Genomic DNA, 21527 nt, shown 5'->3' with positions numbered 1-21527 from the left:
ATGGTTCGCGTGAGTATCGAAGGGCGCGAGATTCAGGCGCCGGGCAATTGCTCGATTCTGCAGGCCATGGGGCATGCGGGGCAGACTCTCGTCGAGGGTGTCGGCTGCATGTCCCAGGGTGTGTGCGGCTCGTGCCGTGTGATGGTGCGGCGTAGCGGCGAGCAGGAAGTCAAAACCGCGCTCGCCTGCGAGACCCTCGTCGAAGAGGGCATGCAGGTCGCCTTCCTCGATTACTTCACCGAGTCGGAACGTCACCTGTATCGAATGGAAGAGATCAGCGACAGCTGGCAGGCGCTCGGCAAGATCGCCGAGATCTTCCCCGAAGCGGCGCATTGCCGTCATTGCAGCGGCTGCGATCGCGCCTGTCCGAAGGGGCTGGACGTGCAGCGCGGCGTGAACCTGGCGGTCGAGGGCAATCTGCCCGCATCGAGCCAGGTGTTCGACGAATGCGTGATGTGCAACCTGTGCACGCTCGCATGCCCCGAGCATATCCGGCCCAACCATCTGGGGGTGTTCGTGCGCCGGATGATCGCGTCGCTTTCGCTGCGTCCGGCCAATCTGATGCGACGCCTGCGGCAGATCGAGAGCGGCGAGCTGAAGATCGACTTCGATGCGCCTGGCGCTCAACCGCCGCGCTGAGCGGAGCGAATCGTCATGTCCGCCGGCATACCCTACGAAACCGCGCGGCAGCGCTACCGCCCCGGGATGGCGGCCACGCTCCGCGGCGACGACCTTCCGGTCGATGAACTGCTGAAGGCTTATCACCCCGATCATGGGCCGCATGCGCGGGTCGCGCTGAGTGTCGGGGTCAATCGCGGCGAGCCGTGTCAGCCCGATCTCGCGCGGCATCTGCAGGCCAACGCGCTGATCGACGATGTCGATATCGCCGGCGCGCAGCTGATGACGACCGACGTGCTGGTAATCGGCGGCGGTGGTGGCGGCTGCGCGGCGGCGCTCACTGCGGCGAAGCAGGGCGCGCGCGTGATCCTCGCCACCAAGCTGCGTCTTGGCGACAGCAACACCGTGATGGCCGAAGGCGGAATCCAGGCGGCCATCGGCGAGGACGACAGTCCCCAGCTGCACTTCGAGGACACGCTTCGCGCCGGACACTTCTGCGGCGAGCCCGAACTCGTGGCCCAGATGGTGATGGACGGCCCCGACGTGATTCGCTGGCTGATCCAGCTCGGCATGATGTTCGATCTGGAAGAGGACCAGCTGATCGGCGGCAATCTGCTGCGCAAGAAACCCGGGGGCGCGTCGGCGGCGCGCATTCTGTCGTATCGGGACTATACGGGCCTCGAAATGATGCGGGTGCTGCGCGAGGCGGTGGACCTCGACCCGGGCATCGAGTTGTGGAACCGCTGCCCTGTGGTAGAGCTGCTGTCCGACGAGCACGGCGGCTGCGCCGGCGCGGTGATCTACAACCTCGAATGGCGTAGCTTCGTGCTGGTGCGTGCGCGCGCGGTGATCCTCGCCACCGGCGGCGCGGGGCGACTGCACCTGAATTCGTTTCCGACCTCGAACCACTACGGCGCCACCGCCGACGGCCTCGTGCTCGCCTATCGGATCGGCGCGCGCCTGCGCGAGCTCGACTCGTTCCAGTACCATCCGACCGGCATCGCCTACCCGCACCATCTGGCGGGCGGCCTGATTTCCGAGGCGGCGCGCTCCGCGGGAGCGAGACTTCTGAACGGCGCAGGCGAACGTTTCGTCGACGAACTCAAGCCGCGCGACGTGGTCGCGTCGGCGATCCTGCGTGAGTGCGCATTAGGCCGCGGGATCGAGCGCGACGGCCAGCTCGGGGTGTTCCTCGATACGCCGACACTCGAAATCGAGCACCCGGGCATTCTGGCCAAACGCCTCGTCACGCTTCGCCATCTTGCAGACAAGTGCGGCATCGATGCGGCGCAGGAGCCCTTCCTCGTTTATCCCACGCTCCACTACCAGAACGGCGGCGTCGCGATCGACAAAAATGGCGCCACCAACGTCCCCGGCCTTTTCTGCGTCGGCGAGTTGACGGGCGGCGTCCACGGCCGCAACCGCTTGATGGGTAACGCGCTGCTCGACATTCTGAGCATCGGCCGCCGTGCCGGCGCGAAGGCCGCGCAATCGAGGGGGTGGGTGATGACGAACCGCGCCGGAATCGGTCATGTGCACGCGTGGCAGAGAGAGCTCACGCTGGCGGGACTGCCGCTTCACGTGAAGGCGCCGCAGCTCTTTCCCGCCTATGCCCATTTCGATCTGCGACTGGATGCGGGATTGCGCGCGAGCGCGCGGGGTCGCGTGATCGGCGGCATCCGGTGACGGGAACCACGGAGCACGCGATGCAAACGCTGAATCAGTGTTTGATGAGGGACGATTTCCGTGTCGGCGCCGACCTCGATGCATGGTTCGCGCGCGGCGGCGGCGAGGGACTCGCCAAAGCGCTCGACGAGCCGGAGGCGATCATCGCCGAGCTCGCCCGGGCCGACTTGCGTGGCATGGGCGGCGCTGGTTTCCCCACGCATCGAAAATGGGCGCCGGTTGCAGCCGCCCCTGACGGCGACAAGTACGTCGTTTGCAATGGCAACGAAGACGAACCGGGCACCTTCAAGGATCGCTTTCTGCTCGAACACACGCCGCATCAGGTGATCGAGGGCGCGCTGATCGCCGCGGTGGCGACGCGGGCCAACCATGTCGTCTTGTACGTGAATCCGCATCAGACGGGCTCGCTCGCCGCGACTCGCGAGGCGGTCAAGCAGTGGTCGGGGCACGCGCAATTCGCCGCTATCGAGCGTTGGATTGGTGCGCCGCTGTCGCTTGCAGTCGTGCCCAGCTCGGGCTTGTACATCGGCGGAGAGGAGACTGCGGTGATCGCCAGCGTCGAAGGCGGCTTTCCGTTTCCTCGGCGCAAACCGCCTTTCCCGGCCGAGCAGGGCGTGCACGGCGCGCCGACCCTCGTCAACAACGTCGAGACGCTGGCGCACGTGCCAGGGATTCTGCGCCACGGCGCGCAGTGGTATCGCGACCTCGGAGCGGGGAGCGCGGCCGGAACCAAGCTCTATTCTCTTTCCGGCGACGTGCTGCGTCCCGGCCTGTACGAACTGCCAATGGGCACGAGCCTCGAGACGCTGGTCTTCCAGCACGGCGGCGGCATGCTGCAGGGCAAGGAGTTCAAGGCGGTCTTCACGGGTGGCCCATCGAACACGCTGCTGACGAAGCGCGATCTCGACGTGGCACTGGACTTCGACTCGGTGCGTCAACGCCGTTCGCGACTGGGGACGGGCGCGATGATCGTAGTGTCGGAAGGCACCAGCATCGTGCGCAAGGTCGCGGACTACGTGAGCTTCTTCGCCCAGGGTTCGTGCGGGCAGTGCCCGCCTTGCAAGGGCGGAACGTTTCAGATGATGCGGCTTCTGAACCGGCTCGACACGGGCCGCGGCGTGCGTGCCGATCTGGATGCACTGGAGAATCTGTGCCGCGTTCTTCCCGGCAGCGGGCGTTGCGGTTTGATCGATGGCGCGGTGACGGTGGTGGAGAGTTCCATCGATCAGTTCCGCGCGGAATACGAAGCGCTGTTGATGGCGTAGGGGCAGGGCGGCGGATGTTACGCTCATCAATACCGGTTTTTGAATCGGAGATAGAGCCGCTTTTGCAGCGGCGAGCGCCGGGCCAACGCTAGCTCTTCGACGTCAGCAACTTGATCCCGGCAATCCCGAACATCACCGCGAGCGAGCCGTCGAGCCAGCGCCGGATCTCCGTATAGACGCGCCGCGCGGACGCCGTCGAAAACAGCATCGCGTAGCTGCTGAACACCGTCGCGCCGATCACCATGCAGCCCAGCACGACCGGCATCACGTGCGCGGCGCCGTGTACCGGCGACATCGCGAGCGACACGATCGACAGCCACACGAGCACCGCCTTGGGATTGGTCAGATGCAGCAAAAGGCCACGCAGATAGAGCCGCCCGAGCGGTTCGTCGACGCGCGCCGCGCTCGCGGCCGGCTTGCCGGCGCTCAACGCCGAGCGCGCGGACTTGAAGCCGAGCCACAGCAGATAGAGCCCGCCCGCGATCCGGATCGCCACGAGGCATTCCGAGTAGCTGGCGAGCACCGCCGACAGCCCGAGCGACGCGAGCAGCGCCCATGAGAACGAGCCCGATACCACCCCGAGCGCGAACGCCAATGCCGCGCGCCGGCCCGCGCCCATCGCGAGCGACATGATCGCGAGATTGCTCGGACCAGGACTCGCGGTGCCGACGAAATAGGCGGTGTAGGCGATCAGGACATCGGCGGTGAGCACAGGGCTGGCGATCATGGCGGGCAAATGTAAGGGCGGGGTGCGTGTTCGGCAATGCGATGCAACGCACCACCCGGCCGGTTGAATGAAGCAACGATTCTGCGCGCCGTCGCGCGCCGCTCACAGATACAGTTGCGCGTACGTATGGCAGCACACTCGATTCGAAGCCGAATCGAACGTGCGTTGAACGCGATGCGCCAAGCGCTCAACCGTGCGCCGCGCTCGCAATACACTCCGCCAACGCATCGGCGACAACCGGCCGGCTATGCCGCGGCCGCAGCACGAGTCCGATCTCACGCTCGAAAGTCGCATCGCCGAGTTCGAGTGCCACGACGCTCGCCGGCCATTTGCCGAGACTGGCCGTGTTCGGAATCAGCGCGACACCCATGCCGCGCGCGACCAGTTGCACGATCGCCTGCAATTCGTCGAGCTCGACCGCATCGCGCACGCCGAGACGCGCGCGCCGCAGAAAACGATCGACGAGCCGGCCGCCGAACGACGCGCGGTCGTAGCGGATGAACGGCTCGCTGCGTAGCAGTTCGCGCCACGAGCGGCCGCCGCGCGCGAGCTTTTTCGGCGCGAGCAGCACGAACGGTTCGGCGACCAGCGTGCGCCATTCGAGCTCCGACGGCAGCGCGAACGGCGGCTTGATGATGACGGCAAGATCGAGCTCGCCCGCGTCGACCTGGCCGAGCAGCCCCAGCGACACGCCCGGCACCACGCGAATCCGCCAGCCGGGACGGTCGACGCGAAAGCGCGCGAGCGCGTCGGCCAGCAGCGCCACCTGCGCGGACGCGATCGCGCCGACCCGCAGCATGCCGCTTTCGGCGGCGGCGCCGCTGCGCTCGGAGAGCCGCGCGTAGAGCGTCATCATTTCCTCGGCGAGCGCGAGCGTTTCGCGGCCCGCCTCGTTGAGCGTCGCCGAGCGGCCGGTGCGGTCGAACAGCGGGAAGCCGAGTTCCTGCTCGAGCCGCTGCATCTGCGCGCTGACCGCCGATTGCGTGAGACCGATGCGCGCGCCCGCACCGGAAAACGTGCCGTACTGGCTGACGGCGATGAAGGTTTTCAACTCGCTGAGCATGATCGATTAATCGATTTTGGTGATGGTCAGGTCAAATATATATCGTTTCTCAACATTTTTATTCATGGTTAGACTTGGCTTTATCTGAGCCGATTCCCTGCCGTGCGAGTCGTGCCAGTCGTAACCCAATCCTCACACCCACCCAGCGAGTCTTCCTATCATGAGCGTTGCCGAAACCGCTTTGCCGCCGTTCCATCTGGCGTTTCCTGTTCATAGCCTCGCCGCCGCGCGCGAGTTTTAAACGGCGAATTGCTCGGCTGCCCGGAAGGGCGCAGCTCGGACGCGTGGGTCGATTTCAATTTCTACGGCCATCAGATCGTCGCGCATCTGGCGCCGGATGAAGTCGGTCACCGTCATACCAGTGCCGTGGATGGCGACGCGGTGCCGGTGCGCCACTTCGGCGCGGTGCTGTCGATGGAGCAATGGCAGGCCGCCGCGGATAAACTGCAGAAGGCCGGCGTCGAATTCATCATCGAACCGCATGTGCGCTTCAAGGGCGAGGTCGGCGAGCAGGCGACGATGTTCTTCCTCGATCCGTCGGGCAATGCGCTCGAGTTCAAGGCGTTCGCCGATATGTCGTCACTGTTCGCCAAATAAGCGTCGCTGGCGTTGACGCCGGCACACGGATAGCTGCAAATGAGAAGGCCGGTCGACCATTCAGGTTGACCGGCCTTTTTCGTTGAAGGGGAATGACCGCGCGAAGCAAAATCGACTCGTGTCGCGAATAAAACTGAAAGCATGTTTCACAATATTTCGAACAACGGCCCTGTTGTGAATCAGCAAACGTTCCATTAACTGCGCGTAAATTTACTCAACAAACGTTTGCCTGGCCCCTAATTCGCTGCAAATCCGGCAATTGCTTTTCGCCTCCAAAAATGGCGCATTTGCTTTCAACAAGCTTCCTGACAATTTCGCCATTCTCGCGCCATGCAGGCGTTGGTGCTACCGATCTAGCATAAGCGGAGATTCAATCCCTCCCTCCACCCGCATTTTCTCTGGCCCGTTTCAATGTGGATCGTCAACGTAGCGCTTAAGCGGCCATACACGTTCATCGTGATGGCGATTCTGATCGTGCTGGCGACGCCCTTCGTGCTGTTCACCACGCCCGTCGACGTGCTGCCGGAAATCAACATTCCGGTCGTCAGCATCATCTGGACGTACACCGGGCTGTCGGCCGAGGACATGGCCACCCGCATCACGTCGGTCAACGAGCGCAGTCTGACCACGACGGTCAACGACATCGAACATATCGAATCGCAGTCGCTGCCAGGCATCGCGATCCTGAAGGTGTTTTTGCAGCCGAACGCGAACATCCAGACGGCCATCGCGCAGACGGTCGCCGTCGAGCAGGCGCAGTTGAAGCAGATGCCGCCGGGCGCCACCGCGCCGCTCGTCATCAGCTACTCGGCTTCCAGTATTCCGGTGATCCAACTCGGTCTGTCGAGTCCGAAGCTCTCGGAGCAGGACCTGAACGACACCGCGCTGAACTTCCTGCGTCCGCAACTCGTGACGATTCCGGGCGCGGCCGTGCCGTACCCGTATGGCGGCAAATCGCGGCTGATCTCGGTCGACCTCGATACGCGCGCGATGCTGGCCAAGGGCCTGACGCCGGCCGATGTGGTCAACGCGTTCAACGCGCAAAACCTGATTCTGCCCACCGGCACGGCCAAGATCGGGCCGAAGGAATACACGATCGACATGAACGGTTCGCCGCCGACGCTGGAAGGCCTCAACGATATTCCGGTGCGTACCGTCAACGGCGCGACGACCTATCTGCGTGAAGTCGCGCATGTGCGCGACGGCTACTCGCCGCAGACCAACATCGTGCGGCAGAACGGCCATCGCGGCGTGCTGATGTCGGTGCTGAAGAACGGCAACGCGTCGACGCTGTCGATCGTCGATACGTTGAAAGGCCTGTTACCGGCCGCGCGGGCCGCGCTGCCGCCGGATCTGCAGATCACCGCGCTGTTCGACCAGTCGGTGTTCGTGAAGGCGGCGGTGCAGGGCGTGGTGCGCGAGGCGCTGGTCGCGGCCGCGCTGACCGCCGCGATGATCCTGCTGTTCCTCGGCAATTGGCGCAGCACCTGCATCATCGCGATCTCGATTCCGCTGTCCATCCTGTCGTCGCTGATCGTGCTGCACGCGCTCGGGCAGACCATCAACATCATGACGCTGGGCGGCCTCGCGCTCGCGGTCGGTATCCTGGTGGACGACGCGACCGTGACGATCGAGAACATCGAGCGGCACCTGCACATGGGCACCAATCTGCACGACGCGATTCTCGATGGCGCCGGCGAAATCGCGGTGCCGGCGCTGGTGTCGACGCTGTGCATCTGTATCGTGTTCGTGCCGATGTTCTTCCTGACCGGCGTCGCACGCTATCTGTTCGTGCCGCTCGCGGAAGCGGTGGTGTTCGCGATGCTCGCGTCGTACATCCTGTCGCGTACGCTGGTGCCGACGCTCGCGATGCTGCTGATGGGCCACGCGCACAAGCCGAAGGCGGGCGCGAAGCCGGGTCTGTTCATGCGTCTGTATCACCGCTTCGACGCCGGCTTCGAGCGCATGCGCGCGGCCTACATCATGATCCTGAGCAGCCTGCTCGTGCGCCGCAGGATGTTCGGCACGCTGTTCCTCGGTTTCTGCGTGCTGTCGATGGGCCTGTTCTTTGCGCTCGGCGAAGACTTCTTCCCGAGCGTCGACGCGGGCGACATCCGTCTGCACATGCGCGCGCCGACCGGCACGCGGATCGAGGAAACCGCGCGGCTCGCCGACGAGGTCGAGAAGGTGATCCGCGAAGTCGTGCCGCAGAAGGAGTTGGGCACGATTCTCGACAACCTCGGCGTGCCGTATAGCGGCATCAACCTGTCGTATAGCAATGCGGGCACGATGGGTACGCTCGACGGCGAGATCCAGATCGCGCTGAACGAAGGCCACGAGCCGTCGCAGATCTACATGGACAAGCTGCGCACGATCCTGCCGCAGCGTTTCCCGGGCGTCGAGTTCTTTTTTCAGCCCGCCGATATCGTCACGCAGATCCTGAACTTCGGCCTGCCCGCCGCGGTTGACGTGCAGATTGCCGGCGCGAATCAGCAGGGCAACCTCGATGTCGCGCGCAAGCTGTTGAAGCAGGTGCGCCTGATTCCCGGCACCGTCGATACGCATATCCAGCAAAAGCTCGACGAACCGGTACTCGGTCTGAACATGGACCGTACCCGCCTGCAACAACTGAACCTGACCGCGAACGACGTCGCGCAGAACGTGCTCGTTTCGCTATCGGGCAGCTCGCAGACGTCGCCGGGCTTCTGGGTCAACAACAGGAACGGCGTCGAATACAGGGTCCAGGTGCAAACGCCGCAGTACCAGGTGTCGTCGATCGACGAACTGCTGCGCACCCCGGTGTCTGCCACGATGAACGGGCCGACGCAGCTGCTCGGCAACCTCGTGCAGGTGTCGCCGAAGAGCCAGTTCGCGGAAGTCACGCATTACAACATCCGGCCGGTGATCGATCTTTTTGTGAGCGTTGAAAAGCGCGATCTGGGCAGCGTGGCGAATCAGGTGGACAGGATCGTCAACGAGGTGCGCGGTACGCTGCCGCGCGGCAGCACGATCACCGTGCGCGGCCAGGTACAGACCATGCGCAGTTCGTTCTTTGGGCTCGGCATCGGCGTCGCGATGGCGATCGTGCTCGTGTATCTGCTGATCGTCGTGAACTTCCAGTCGTGGGTCGATCCGCTGATCATCGTCAGCGCGTTGCCGGCGGCGCTCGCGGGCATCATGTGGATGCTGTTCCTGACCGGCACCCACTTGAGCGTGCCGGCGCTGACCGGCGCGATCATGACGATGGGCGTCGCGACCGCGAACAGTATTCTGATGGTCGCGTTCGCGCGCCAGCGGCTGTCGGCCGGCGCGCCGCCGCTCACGGCCGCGCTCGAAGCCGGCGCGAGCCGGATCCGTCCGGTGCTGATGACCGCGTTCGCGATGATCATCGGCATGATTCCGATGGCGCTCGGTCTCGGCGAGGGCGCCGAGCAGAATGCGCCGCTCGGCCGCGCGGTGATCGGCGGCTTGCTGTTCGCGACCGTATCGACGCTGTTTTTCGTGCCGCTCGTGTTCGCTGGCATTCACTCGTGGCTTGCGCGCCGTCATCGCAACGGCGGCGGCGACAACGGCGGCGATGGCGGTGGAACAGGCGGCAATGGCGGTGGAACAGGCGGTGATGGCGGTCGAAGCAGCGGCCATAGCGACAGCCCCGCGCCGGAACACAGCAGTGCGGCGACGCCCGCGTAAAAGTTAAACGATGGTTGACTGAGATGACCGAAAAAACTCATGCATCGCTAGCGATCCCCACGCGGGAAACCGAACAGGGGGAACACCTGCTGCCGCCGCGCCAACGCGAATGGAAGCGCGCGAAGATCGCGATCCTGATCGTGTTCGTGCTGCTCGCGATCGGCACGCTGCGCACGGTGATCGCGAACGTGATGCAAAACCGCGAAGTCACGGCGACCTCTCAGCAAAACGCCACGCAGTACGTGAACGTCGTCACGCCACAGCAGACCGACGGCGGCGGCAACACGCTGCTGCCGGGCACGTTGCGCGGCTATGTCGAATCGCCGATCTATGCGCGCGCGACCGGCTATCTGCTGCACTGGTACGTCGATATCGGCGCCCGCGTGAAGCAGGGGCAATTGCTCGCCGAGCTCGATACGCCGGAAATCGACCAGGAACTCGCGCAGGCGCTGGCGCAGCGTCAGCAGATCAATTCGAGCCTCGCGCTCGCGAAGAGCTCGCTGGAGCGCTGGCAGCAGCTTCGTCAGCGCGATGCGGTGTCGCAACAGGAACTCGACGAACGGCAAAGCACCTACACGCAGGACCTCGCGAATCTCGCCGCTGCCGATGCGAACGTCAAGCGTCTGCAGCAGCTCGAATCGTTCAAGCGGATCGTCGCGCCGTTTGCCGGCGTGGTCACGCAGCGCAACGTCGACGTCGGCGATCTGATCGACGCGGGCAGCGGCACGAGCCGGGCCCTGTTTGCGCTCGCGCAGTCGGACCCGTTGCGCGTCTATGTGCAGTTGCCGCAGGCCTATGCGCAGAACGTCGCGGTCGGGCAGAAGGTCGTGGTCACGCAGGCCGAGCTGCCGGGCCAGCAGTTCAACGGCACGATCACGCATATGTCCGGCGCGATCGATGTGCCCACGCGCTCGTTGCAGATCGAAGTGACGCTGCCGAATCCCGACGCCAGGCTGCGCCCCGGCGCCTACGTGCAGGTCGAGGTGCCAGCCGCCGCGCACGAGCGCCTGACGGTACCGGGCAACGCATTGCTGTTTCGCGCGGAGGGTCCGCGCCTCGCGGTCGTCGATGTGAAGGGCAACGTGAGCCTGCACAAGGTCGTGATCGCGGTGGACCTCGGACAGCAGCTCGAAATCGAAAGCGGTATCTCGCCGACCGATCGCATCATCATCAATCCGAGCGACTCGATTGCCGACGGCGATCACGTTCAGGTGCAGCCGCTGCCGAAGAACGGCAAGGAGGCGTCTTGATGTTCGCGGCTTCCCGCCGGGCGCGCCTCCGCTGCACCGCGTTCACCGTGCTGGGCGCTTGCGCCGGCGCGGCCTTGCTCGCCGCCTGCACGGTGGGTCCCGACTATCAGCGTCCGCAGGCCGAGGTGCCGCCCGAATGGCACACCGATTCGTTCTGGCGCGTCGCCGCGCCGTCGCATGCGCCGATTGCGCCGGACTGGTGGACGGGCTTCGCCGACCCGACGCTCGCGACGCTCGAAACCCAGGCGCTCGCGCAGAACCAGACGCTCGCCGCGGCGAGCGCGCACTATGAGCAGGCCAAGGCGACACTCGCGAACACCAGCGCGCAGCGCGTGCCGGAAGTCAATTTCTCGGCCCAGGCCTCGCGCTTTCGCATTTCGCACGACCGGCCGCTGACCAACTACGCGACGCCGACTCAATCGACGGTACAGAACAACATCCAGCTCGGACCGACGCTCAGCTACGACACCGATCTGTTCGGCCGCATCCGTCGTGAGGTCGAGGGCGCGCAGGCGTCGGCCGAACAGTCGGCGGACGATCTCGCGAACGCACGCCTCGTGCTGACGACCGATCTCGCCACCGACTACTTCTCGCTGCGCGAGCTCGACAACGAGATCGACGTGCTGAACCAGTCGGTGAAGCTGCAGCAGAAGGCGCTCGATTATGTGAACACCGAGCACGACCTCGGTTCGGTATCGGGCCTCGACGTGCTGCAGCAGAAATCGCAACTCGATGCGACGCGCGTGCAGGCGCAACTGCTGCTGAATCAGCGCGCGCAATTCGAGCATGCGATCGCCGCGCTGGTCGGGGTGCCGGCGCCGCAGTTCGCGATCGAGCCGAAGGTGCTCGACATCAAGCCGCCGACGGTGCCGCTCGGCGTGCCGAGCGACGTGCTGCAGCGGCGGCCCGACGTCGCATCGGCGGAACGCGCGATGGCGGCCGCCAACGCGCAGATCGGCGTGGCCAAGGCCGCGTTCTTCCCGAGCCTGACGCTGACGCCGGGCATCGGCTGGGAGAGCACCGAGTTCGCCAATCTGCTGAGCGCGCCGACGCTGATGTGGACGCTCGGCGCGGCGGTCGGCCAGGTGATCTTCGACGGCGGGCGGCGCGCGGCCAACGTCAAGTTCGCGAGCGAGGGCTACAAGGCGACCGAGGCGAATTATCGGCAGACGGTGCTAAGCGCGTTCCAGCAGGTGCAGGACGGCATCACCGGACTGTCCGTGCTCGATGGCGCGGCGAAGCAGTCGCGCGAGGCGGTCGAGGATGCGCAGCGGCTGCTGTCGCTCGCGAACGATCGCTATTCGGGCGGGCTCGTGGCGTATCTGAACGTGATCGACGCGCAGGAGTCGCTGCTGACGAGCGAGCGCACGGATGTGCAGATTCATGGGCAGCAGTTGACGCTGTCGGTGGCGCTGGTGAAGGCGCTCGGCGGCGGTTGGGATGGCGGCGCGCAAGGCAGTGCGATGGCCGCGAATGACGCACGTACAAGCAACGCTGCGGCGATGCCGCAGCAGGCGCCCGCCGGCGACGCGCAGCAGAAAGACATGCCGGCTCCTGCACGCTGATCGCCGCGGCCGAGCTTCCATGCCGACGCAGTGGGATCGGCGCGAAGAATCGAGGGCGTTCGTATAATGCAAGGTTGACAGCCACTAGTGGCGGGGACACGGATGAAATTGCTGATTGTTGAAGACGAGCACAAGGTAGTGGACTACCTGCGCTCCGGTTTGACAGAGCAGGGCTGGGTCGTCGACGTCGCGCTCGACGGCGAAGAGGGCACGCATCTGGCCACCGAATTCGATTACGACGTGATCGTCCTCGACGTGATGCTGCCCAAGCGCGACGGCTTCAGCGTGCTGAAGGCGCTGCGCATGCGCAAGTCGACGCCGGTCATCATGCTGACTGCGCGCGACCACGTGAACGACCGCGTGCGCGGCCTTCGTGAAGGCGCCGACGACTACCTGACCAAACCGTTCTCGTTCCTCGAACTCGTCGAGCGTCTGCATGCGCTCGCGCGCCGCACGCGTTCGCAGGAGTCCACGCTGATTTCGGTCGGCGATCTGTTCGTCGATCTGATCGGCCGCCGCGCGACCCGCGACGGCGTGCGCCTCGACCTGACCGCGAAAGAGTTTCAACTGCTCAGCGTGCTCGCGCGCCGCCAGGGCGATATTCTGTCGAAGACCGCGATCACCGAGCTCGTATGGGACGTCAATTTCGACAGCCACACGAACGTCGTCGAAACCGCGATCAAGCGGCTGCGCGCGAAACTCGACGGCCCATTCCCGTCGAAGCTGCTGCACACGGTGCGTGGCATGGGCTACGTGCTCGAAGTGCGCGAAGAGGCCGAGTCATCATGAACCGCTCGATTGCCCGCCGCCTTGCGTCGATGTTCGCGCTGGTGGCGCTGTTCGTGTTTACGCTCGTCGGCAGCGGGCTCTTTCTGGTGCTGCGCTCGCAGCTCGAACATCATCTGCGCGAGTCGCTCGACGATCGCACGCAAATCGCGCGCATCATCGTCTCTCACGCGGTAACGCCAGAAAAATGGCGGATGGCCCGCGAAAAACTCACCGACATGACGCCGCACGACCGCAGCACTATGTACTCGGTGACGAGCGCGGAGCCGAACTTCCACTTCGGCACGCCGGTGCAGGGGACGGTTACGAAGAGCTGGCCCGGCGGCTACGCGCGCATCGCGCCGGAGGGCGGCGGCCCCGACATGCTGACCTCGACGGTCATCTTGCCGGCCAATGGCGCGCGGCCTGCGGTGCAGTTGCAGGTCGCGGCGAGCTATTCGCCGAACCTGCGCACGATGCGCGTGTTCGGCTCGGCACTCGCGGCGCTGTCCGCGCTCGGCAGTCTCGCGGTGCTGCTGCTCAGCTACTCGGTCACGCGCATCGGCCTCGCACCGCTCACCCGTCTGACGCGCGACGCATCCGCAGTCAGCCCGAACAACCGCTCGCAGCGGCTCAATACCGCGTCCTTGCCGCTCGAACTGAACGATCTCGCCAACTCGTTCAATGGTGCGCTCGAACGGCTCGACGGCGCCTACGGCCGCCTCGAATCGTTCAATGCGGACGTCGCGCATGAACTGCGCACGCCGGTCACGATCCTGATCGGCCAGACGGAGGTCGCGCTGACGCGCAACCGCTCGGTCGACGATCTGCGTCACACGCTGCAATCGAACCTCGAAGAATTCGAGCGGATGCGCGCGATCATCAACGACATGCTGTTCCTCGCGCGTGCCGACCAGGGCGAACGCGCGACGGGGTTGATCGAGGTGTCGCTCGCGGCCGAAGTCGCGCATACGCTGGAATTTCTGGAGATTCCGCTCGAAGAGGCGCGCGTGCATGCGAAGTTGCAGGGCGATGCGTTCGCGCGCGTGAACCGCTCGCTGTTCGGCCGCGCGTGCACGAACCTGCTGATGAACGCGATCCAGCACTGCGAGCCGGGCGCGACGATCAGCGTGACGATCGCGCGCGGGGAAGGTGCGATGCGCGACCAGGTGCGCGTCGCGGTGGCGAATCCGGGCGAGCCGATCGCGCCGGACGTCCTCGAACATCTGTTCGACCGTTTCTATCGCGCGGAAGTCTCGCGTACCAATAGCCGCGAAAACCACGGGCTCGGACTCGCGATCGTGAAGGCGATCGCCGAGATGCATCGTGGCACCGTATCCGCGCACAGTGCGAACGGCATCAACACGTTTTCGTTTTCGATGGCGGCGTCGGTGATGTCCACTTCGGGCGATATACCGGCCGCGCGTGCGAGCGCGAATGCCAACGCGAATGCGGCCGGCGTCGCCGCCGATACATCCTATTCGTCGCTCGCGAAAGGCAAGTCGGCCTGAACCGGCAGGCGCGGCTTCAGCGCTTGTTCGCTGGCCGAGCTCAGCGTGCTGATGCGCACGCCCAATAGCCGCAGCTTGCGGTTCAACTGCACGCGTCGCAAACATTCGGTCGCCGCGCGGCGGATTTCGGTCGCGTCGGCGGTCGGTTCGTCGAGCGTCAGATCGCGCGTGACGGTCCGGAAATCGTCGTAACGCAGCTTGATGCCGATCGTGCGGCCCACGTAGCCTTTGCGCACGAGATCGTCGGCGACTCGCACGCACAGCCCCGTAAACGCGCTAGATAACGCCGGCCGATCGTGACGCGGATGCAGATCGCGTTCGAACGTGGTCTCGCGGCTGATCGATTTCGGCTCCGATTCGACCACCACCGGCCGCTCGTCGTGACCCTGCGCAACTTCCATCAGCCACGCGGAATAACTGCGCCCGAAATTGTCCTGCAACAGCCCGGCGTCGGCGGCGGCCAGATCGCCGACCGTCGCGAGGCCGAGCGCGCTCAGCTTCTCCGCCGCCTTCGGGCCGATGCCGTTGACCTTGCGCACCGGCAGCGGCCACACGCGCAGCGGTATGTCGGCTGGCGTGAGGATCGTCAGGCCGTCGGGCTTGTCGAGTTCGGAGCCGATCTTCGCGAGCAGCTTGTTCGGCGCGACGCAGATCGAACACGTGAGACCGGTGGCCTGATGAACGGCATCCTTGATGCGCCGCCCGATATCGGCCGGTTCGCCCGGCAGCTCGGTCAGGTCGATATAGATCTCGTCGATGCCGCGATCCTCGATGCGGTCCGTGAACGTCCTGACGGCCGCCTTGAAGAGGCGCGAGTAGTGGCGATACGAATCGAAGTCGGTCGGCAGCAGGATCGCGTCGGGCGCGAGCGCGGCGGCCTTCATCATGCCCATCGCCGAAAACACGCCGAGCGCGCGCGCCTCGTACGTCGAGGTGGTGACGACGCCGCGGCCCGCGTAATCGCGCAGCTTCGCGAAGCGCTTGCTGCCGTCTTCGAGCAGTTGCGGCGCGCTGTTGCGGCCGCCGCCGATCACCACCGCGCGGCCGCGCAGTTCCGGATAGCGCAGCAGTTCGACGGACGCGTAAAACGCGTCCATATCGAGGTGCGCGATGCGGCGGGATGGCGAATTCATGGAAATTGAAGCGGGCGATGGGAATGAACGAAAGCGGTGACGGCGCGCGTCGCGACGCCGGTAGGCCGTAATGGTACCTTGCCGGGCGCGCCACCGGTCAGGGTCGCCGCGGCTGGCCGCATGCGTGGCATTCAACGCAATGTTGAAAAAGCGGCTCCAGTAACTATTCTTCACACTGAAAATCCGCAGGTTGCGTGGCGGGTCCAGGCGGGGCCGCAACCGCTGCAGCCGAATTCGCCGCGACCGTCCACCACCGGGCTCGACAGATGATCAAGCGCATGTCGCTGATTTCGGCGTATATCGCACTCGGCTGCGCCGCAACGGTGCTGCCGGTCCTGATCAGCATCTATATCGCGAACGAAGACGTCGCCCGTCGCGAGCAGCGAGATCTGAGCCTTTACGCGGAGAAGGCCATGATGCGCACGGAACTGGTCACATATCAGGGCTTTGCCGCGATCGCGGACCTGCAGGCCGAGCACGCCGAGCCGTGCTCGCCGGAATACCTGAAACGGGCTGCCCACGTGATCTTCAACTACCGCTACGTGCGGGACGCGGGCGCGTACGGCGACGGGCGCTATCTTTGCTCGCCGCTTCTGGGCGACGTTCGGACCCAGGATGTCGAACTGCCGCCGCCGCGCTGGCGCAGCAACGACGGCTACCTGGTCTGGTTTCAGCAAAAGAATCCGCTCAGCGACTTGCGCGAGGATATCCAGATCGGGCGCAACGGCGAATACGTGTCGATCGATCCCCAGTCATATGTCGATGTGATGGATCCAGCGGGAAGGGCGATCGCTACGATCGACACGGAGATCAATTCGATCGTTGCACTGTCGTCCGGCGCGGACCCCGACGAGATGCTCCATGCATGGAAGCAGGCGGGGCGCGTCGATAGCGATGAATGGAACTACGCGGTGGCACGCTCGGAGACGCGCGCCCTCGGTGTCGTCGTCAAAGGCCGGCGCACCAGCCTGCTCAGGGACTGGCCCGGGCTGCTGGCGACGTGGCTATCGTTCGGCGTCGCGATGGGCGCCGCGTTCGGCTGGTTCGCGTTCAAACGGATCTCGCGGCAGGTGTCGTTCCAGGCCTCGCTCGAATGGGCGATCTCCCACAAAACCATCGACGTCGTCTATCAACCGATCGTGAATCTCGCGACCAGCGAATGCGTCGGCGTCGAAGCGCTGGCCAGATGGAATCTGAACGGACGCGATATCTCGCCGAATATCTTCATCGCATTGGCCGAGCAGCATGGCCTGATCCAGTCGTTGACCGACCTCGTGTTCGATGAAGCGCTGCAAGATCTGGCAGAGCTATTGCGTTCGCGGCCGTCGTTCTACGTGTCGGTCAACGTCAGCGGCGAGGATTTGCGCACGCCGCGCTTTCTGAACCTGATCAACGCGAGGCTCGCCGGAACCGGCCTGCGTCCCGCGCAGATCAGGATCGAAGCGACGGAGCGCAGTTTTCTGAACGCCGATGTGACCCGGCAGACGATCGCGGCCTTCAGAAGCGCCGGCCACCCGGTCTATATCGACGATTTCGGCACCGGCTATTCGAGCCTCGCCTATTTGCAAACCTTCATGATCGACGTGCTGAAGATCGACAAATCGTTCGTGGACACGATCGCCCAGGACGCGGCGTCGAGCATCGTCGCGCCGCATATCATCGAGATGGCGCACGAATTGGGGGTGGAAATCGTCGCGGAGGGGATCGAGCGCAGCGAGCAGGTCGAGTATCTGGTGCGCCGGGGTGTTCAGTACGGGCAGGGGTGGCTGTTCGCGAAGGCGATGCGGCGCGAGGAACTGCTCGCGTGGCTCGAGGCGCGCCGCGCGTCGCATGCGCCGGCGCAGCCCGCGATCCAGTAGTTCAGCGCCCGGCCGGCCGGGCGCGATGCGCTTACTGCTTGATGCCTTCGGCCTGGATATGCAGCGTGGTCTTCATGTTGAAGCCGTACGCCTTGCCGAAGTCGATGCCGAAATCGTCGCGATTGAACGTCGCGACCGATTCCGTGCCGCACACTTCGCGCTTGAGCATCGGGTGCTGGATGCACTTGAACGATTCGATCTTCAGGTTGACCGGCTTGGTCACGCCGTGCAGCGTCAGCGTGCCGATCACTTCGACCGGCTTGTCGCCGTCGAAGCGGATCTGCGTGCCCTTGTAGGTCGCGGTCGGGAACTTCGCGGTGTCGAAGAACTTGTCGCCGACCAGTTCCTCGTTGAGCTTGTCGTTGCCGATGCCGACCGAGCTCAGATCGATCGTCGCCTCGACCGTGCCGGTCTTCGCCGCGCGATCGAGCACGACGGTGCCGTTGGCTTTCTGGAACTTGCCGCGCCAGATCGACAGGCCGCCGAAGTGGTCGGTCTCGAAGCTCGGCGATGTGTGCGTCGGATCGAGCAGATAGGTCTCGGCGGCAGCCATCGCGTTGAACGAGCATGCGGCGGCGAGCGCGCCGGCGGCGAGCAGGAAGGATTTCTTCAAGTTGGACTCCAGGGGTCTAAAGGTAATGCAGTGCTGCTGTGTTGAACGTTATTTGTTTGCCGCGACCAGATGAAATTTGATGATGACTTCGTCGGCGACCACCGACGTGTCTTTCCATTCGCCGGTGCCGACGTCGAACTGCGTGCGCTTGATCGGCAGCGAGCCGTCGAAGGTTTGCGTGGCGCCCTGGCTCGCGATCACGACCGGCACGACGACCGTTTGCGATTTGCCCTTGATCGTCAGCTTGCCGGTCACCTTGTACTGGTTGCCGCCGGCCGGCGCGATCGAGCTCGACACGAAGGTCGCGCTCGGGAAGGCGCCGCTGTCGAACCATTCCTTGCCTTGCGCCTGCTTGTTGTAGTCGTCCGCGCCGAGGTCGTAGCTCGCGGTGTCGATCGACACGTTCGCGCTGCCCGCGGCCGGCTTCGCCGGATCGAAGTTCAGCTGCGCGGAGAACTTCCTGAACTTGCCGTCGACGGGCACGTTCATCTGTTTGGTCGTCGCGATCACGCTGCTTTTCGCGAGGTCGACGTCGGCGTGCGCGAGGTTCGCGCCGATGAGCGCTAGCGCCGCGAAAGAAGCGAGCGCCGCGCGATGAGCGGAGAGATAAAAGGGTGTCTTCATGATGGTACGCATCCTATCCGAGCTTCGCGGCGTGATTGCACACCGCGAGGAATTTGATTGCCAACCAGTCGTAACCAATCGACAGGCGTTGTGCTTTTCTTCAAGCTGTCATGTCGTTATGCTGGGTCTTCAGAAACGGCACCATGCGCGCGAGCAGGCCGTCACGATCGACGAACTGATGCTTGAGCGCCGCGAGCACGTGCATCAGCACCAGTGCGAGCAGCGTGTAATTGAGCAGCACGTGCACAGTGCGCAGCGTGGCCTTCAGCGCCTGATCTGGACCGATGATGGTCGGCAGCGGCACGACGCCCAGATACACGACCTGAATGCCGGCCGCCGAGCTGTAGAAGTAACCGGACAGCGGAATCGCGAGCATCAGCAGATACAGCAGGCCGTGCACCAGATGCGCGGCGGCCTTCTGCCATGCGGGCGTTGCGGCATCGAGCGCGGGCGCGCGGTGCGTCGCGCGCCACAGCACGCGCAGCAGCGCGAGCGCGAACACGGTCACGCCGATCCATTTGTGCCACGAGAAGTATTTGAGCTTCGTCGGCGTGAAGCCTGGGATATCGGTCATGATCCAGCCGATGTAGAAGCCGCCGATCATTAGCGCGGCGATCAGCCAGTGCAGCGCGATTGCGGCGCCGTGGTAGCGCGTGGGAGCGTGAGCGTGGGTTCGCATCGGGTTTTATCTGTTGCTCGCGAGTAGCCGTGTGGGAATGCGGATGGTAGGGAGGTCAATAGAAACTGAATAGGGGGTGCGCGGGAACAGATTGTTTCCTCGTTGATGTTAATTGTGTTGAAAGACATGCGCGTGGCAACGCATGCCGGGTGCCGTGGAACGGTTGCTGCGACAACCGCTGTGGTAACTTGTTGCGCCGAAATAACGAGGTTGCGCGCGCTTTGCGCGGCCATCGACCTAACCCATTGTCCGGGCTCAAGCTGTGAATCCTGTTTTTCTTTCCTGGGGCATCGCCGCGCTCGCGACCGCCGGTGTGATCACCCGGCCGTTCAAATGGCCCGAAGCCGTGTGGGCCGTCGCCGGCGCGGTGCTGCTCGTCGTGCTCGGCCTGTTGCCCTTGCACCTGGCGATCGAAGCGATCGGCAAGGGCACCGACGTCTATCTGTTCCTGATCGGCATGATGCTGCTATCCGAAGTCGGCCGCCGCGAAGGGCTGTTCGACTGGGTCGCGGTGCTCGCGGTCAATCATGCGCGCAGTTCACCGCGCAAGCTGTTCGTGCTCGTGTATCTGTTCGGCGTGGTGATCACCGCGTTTCTTTCCAACGACGCCACCGCCGTCGTGCTGACGCCCGCCGTGTTCGCGGCGGCGAAGAAAGCGAAGACGCCGCCGCTGCCGCTGCTGTTCGTCTGCGCGTTCGTCGCCAATGCGGCGAGCTTCGTGCTGCCGATTTCGAATCCGGCCAACATCGTGCTGTACGGCAATCACACGCCGCCGCTGGGACCGTGGATGCTGCGCTTCGCGCTGCCGTCGGTGCTGTCGATCGGCGCGACCTTCGTGATGCTGCGCTGGACGCAACGCGACGCGCTGGCTGGCGTCTGCGAGGCGAATCTCGACGCGGTCGAGCTGTCGGCAAGCGGCAAGGTGGCACTCGCGGGCATCGCGGTTACGGCCGGCGCGCTGCTGACGGTCTCCGCGTACGACATCCAGCTCGGCATGCCGACCGCGATCCTCGGCGCGCTGACCGCGCTCGTCGTGCTGATCAAGGAACGCAAATCACCGCTGCCGATGATCCGCGAAATTTCGTGGAATGTATTGCCGCTCGTCGCCGGGCTGTTCGTGCTGGTCGAGATGCTCGATCACACCGGCGTGATCAGCACGTTCGCGGGTGCGCTGCGGCGCGCGACCGAGCACAACGAAATGGAAGCGGCCGCGTGGGCCGGCACGAGCATCGCGGCGCTCAGCAATCTGATCAACAACCTGCCGTCCGGACTGATCGCGAGTTCGACCGTGATGCAGGCGCAGAGCCCCGAGCGCGTGATCGACGCGTTCCTGATCGGCGTCGACCTGGGGCCGAACCTGTCGATCAGCGGCTCCCTCGCGACCATCCTTTGGCTCAACGCGATTCGCCGCGAGGGTGAAGACGTCGGCTTCATGAAATTCCTGAAGGTCGGTGTGCTGGTGATGGTGCCCGCGCTCGTGCTGGCGCTTGGGGCACGGATTCTAACGGGCTGAACGGACGGCTGACCGGTCCTTCCTCCGCGGGCTTGCGCGGGACCCGCGACGTGCGGCGCCGGCGAGCTGGTCCAGTTGCGCGCCGACCGAGCGCAGCCTCGCTTCGAGGTGAGCGACGCGCTGACGTTGCGCGGGCACCATCGACGACCGGTTCAACGCATGCAGCCGGCGATGCCAGTACGACAGCGGAAAACGGTCGCGCGCTGAAAGTGCATTGAAAACGACTTCGAGGTGGGCAATTTCCCTGTCGATATCTTGGTAACTCATCACAAAAGTCCAGGAAAGATGTGGGGATAGGGGCGCGCGAACCTGAAAGGGACAGCAAGCTCCGTTCCATCCCGCCTTTATGTAGTCAAAATCAGCCGTGAC

At 64.7% G+C, this 21527-nt stretch carries 17 protein-coding genes and 1 pseudogene; 11 read left to right on the top strand and 7 right to left on the bottom strand.

Features of this window, described 5'->3' with window-relative positions; genetic code table 11:
- The 3 genes from QFZ91_RS33770 to QFZ91_RS33760 are packed head-to-tail and all read left to right on the top strand — an operon-like array spanning position 1 to position 3569.
- Complete coding sequence (locus QFZ91_RS33770) at positions 1–639, top strand: 4Fe-4S dicluster domain-containing protein (protein WP_429569859.1); 639 nt, start codon at positions 1–3, stop codon at positions 637–639.
- 15 nt (positions 640–654) lie between these two features.
- Positions 655–2304, top strand: coding sequence for an FAD-dependent oxidoreductase (locus QFZ91_RS33765; protein WP_429569858.1), 1650 nt, complete (start codon positions 655–657; stop codon positions 2302–2304).
- A gap of 20 nt (positions 2305–2324) precedes the next feature.
- Positions 2325–3569, top strand: coding sequence for a complex I 51 kDa subunit family protein (locus tag QFZ91_RS33760; RefSeq protein ID WP_429569857.1), 1245 nt, complete (start codon positions 2325–2327; stop codon positions 3567–3569).
- 88 nt (positions 3570–3657) lie between these two features.
- On the opposite strand, the gene QFZ91_RS33755 is transcribed toward QFZ91_RS33760, so the two are convergent.
- Positions 3658–4296 (bottom strand): LysE family translocator, encoded by a 639-nt coding sequence (locus QFZ91_RS33755; RefSeq protein ID WP_429569856.1) that lies wholly within the window; start codon positions 4294–4296, stop codon positions 3658–3660.
- Between the two features lie 187 nt (positions 4297–4483).
- On the bottom strand, positions 4484–5359 hold the full coding sequence (locus QFZ91_RS33750; protein WP_429569855.1) for a LysR family transcriptional regulator: 876 nt from the start codon (positions 5357–5359) through the stop codon (positions 4484–4486).
- A 160-nt stretch (positions 5360–5519) separates the two neighbouring features.
- Between QFZ91_RS33750 and QFZ91_RS33745 the strand changes: the two are divergent.
- From QFZ91_RS33745 to QFZ91_RS33720, 6 genes and pseudogenes are all read left to right on the top strand, one after another.
- Positions 5520–5956, top strand: a pseudogene (locus QFZ91_RS33745) (VOC family protein).
- A gap of 411 nt (positions 5957–6367) precedes the next feature.
- Positions 6368–9646, top strand: coding sequence for an efflux RND transporter permease subunit (locus QFZ91_RS33740; RefSeq protein ID WP_429569854.1), 3279 nt, complete (start codon positions 6368–6370; stop codon positions 9644–9646).
- A 23-nt stretch (positions 9647–9669) separates the two neighbouring features.
- A complete protein-coding gene (locus QFZ91_RS33735) occupies positions 9670–10896 on the top strand; it encodes an efflux RND transporter periplasmic adaptor subunit (protein ID WP_429569853.1) in 1227 nt (408 codons plus the stop codon).
- On the top strand, positions 10896–12461 hold the full coding sequence (locus tag QFZ91_RS33730) for an efflux transporter outer membrane subunit (RefSeq protein WP_429569852.1): 1566 nt from the start codon (positions 10896–10898) through the stop codon (positions 12459–12461). Before QFZ91_RS33735 ends, QFZ91_RS33730 begins: the two co-directional genes overlap by 1 nt.
- Positions 12462–12563: 102 nt before the next feature.
- Positions 12564–13250, top strand: a complete 687-nt coding sequence (locus QFZ91_RS33725) for a heavy metal response regulator transcription factor (protein ID WP_013091374.1) — start codon at positions 12564–12566, stop codon at positions 13248–13250.
- Positions 13247–14737 carry a heavy metal sensor histidine kinase gene (locus QFZ91_RS33720; RefSeq protein WP_368596719.1) on the top strand — a complete coding sequence of 497 codons (1491 nt, stop codon included), beginning with the start codon at positions 13247–13249 and terminating at the stop codon, positions 14735–14737. Before QFZ91_RS33725 ends, QFZ91_RS33720 begins: the two co-directional genes overlap by 4 nt.
- On the opposite strand, the gene dinB is transcribed toward QFZ91_RS33720, so the two are convergent.
- The gene (gene dinB / locus QFZ91_RS33715; protein WP_176366699.1) at positions 14704–15870 is read right to left on the bottom strand and encodes a DNA polymerase IV; all 1167 of its coding nucleotides are present in this window, start codon (positions 15868–15870) and stop codon (positions 14704–14706) included. The genes QFZ91_RS33720 and dinB overlap by 34 nt on opposite strands.
- 278 nt (positions 15871–16148) lie before the next feature.
- On the opposite strand from dinB, the gene QFZ91_RS33710 reads away from it, so the two are divergent.
- Positions 16149–17729: an EAL domain-containing protein gene (locus tag QFZ91_RS33710; RefSeq protein WP_429569851.1), complete on the top strand. Its 1581-nt coding sequence runs from the start codon at positions 16149–16151 to the stop codon at positions 17727–17729.
- Between the two features lie 31 nt (positions 17730–17760).
- On the opposite strand, the gene QFZ91_RS33705 is transcribed toward QFZ91_RS33710, so the two are convergent.
- The 3 genes from QFZ91_RS33705 to QFZ91_RS33695 all read right to left on the bottom strand — a co-directional run bounded on the left by QFZ91_RS33705 (position 17761) and on the right by QFZ91_RS33695 (position 19645).
- Positions 17761–18342, bottom strand: a complete 582-nt coding sequence (locus QFZ91_RS33705) for a YceI family protein (protein ID WP_176107812.1) — start codon at positions 18340–18342, stop codon at positions 17761–17763.
- 48 nt (positions 18343–18390) lie between these two features.
- Positions 18391–18966: a YceI family protein gene (locus QFZ91_RS33700; RefSeq protein ID WP_429569850.1), complete on the bottom strand. Its 576-nt coding sequence runs from the start codon at positions 18964–18966 to the stop codon at positions 18391–18393.
- Between the two features lie 100 nt (positions 18967–19066).
- Positions 19067–19645, bottom strand: a complete 579-nt coding sequence (locus tag QFZ91_RS33695; protein ID WP_429569849.1) for a cytochrome b — start codon at positions 19643–19645, stop codon at positions 19067–19069.
- Between the two features lie 262 nt (positions 19646–19907).
- Here QFZ91_RS33695 and QFZ91_RS33690 point away from each other — a divergent pair, with 262 nt between their 5' ends.
- A complete protein-coding gene (locus QFZ91_RS33690; RefSeq protein ID WP_176380996.1) occupies positions 19908–21158 on the top strand; it encodes an arsenic transporter in 1251 nt (416 codons plus the stop codon).
- Here QFZ91_RS33690 and QFZ91_RS33685 read toward each other — a convergent pair.
- Positions 21147–21425, bottom strand: a complete 279-nt coding sequence (locus QFZ91_RS33685; RefSeq protein WP_176124858.1) for a hypothetical protein — start codon at positions 21423–21425, stop codon at positions 21147–21149. The genes QFZ91_RS33690 and QFZ91_RS33685 overlap by 12 nt on opposite strands.
- Between the last annotated feature and the right edge of the window lie 102 nt (positions 21426–21527).

The organism is Paraburkholderia sp. JPY419 (assembly GCF_050435705.1).
In the GTDB taxonomy this organism is placed as follows: Bacteria; Pseudomonadota; Gammaproteobacteria; order Burkholderiales; family Burkholderiaceae; genus Paraburkholderia; species Paraburkholderia youngii.
The sequence above is the reverse complement of the archived record's forward strand: the minus strand, read 5'-3'. Positions and strand labels throughout refer to the sequence as shown.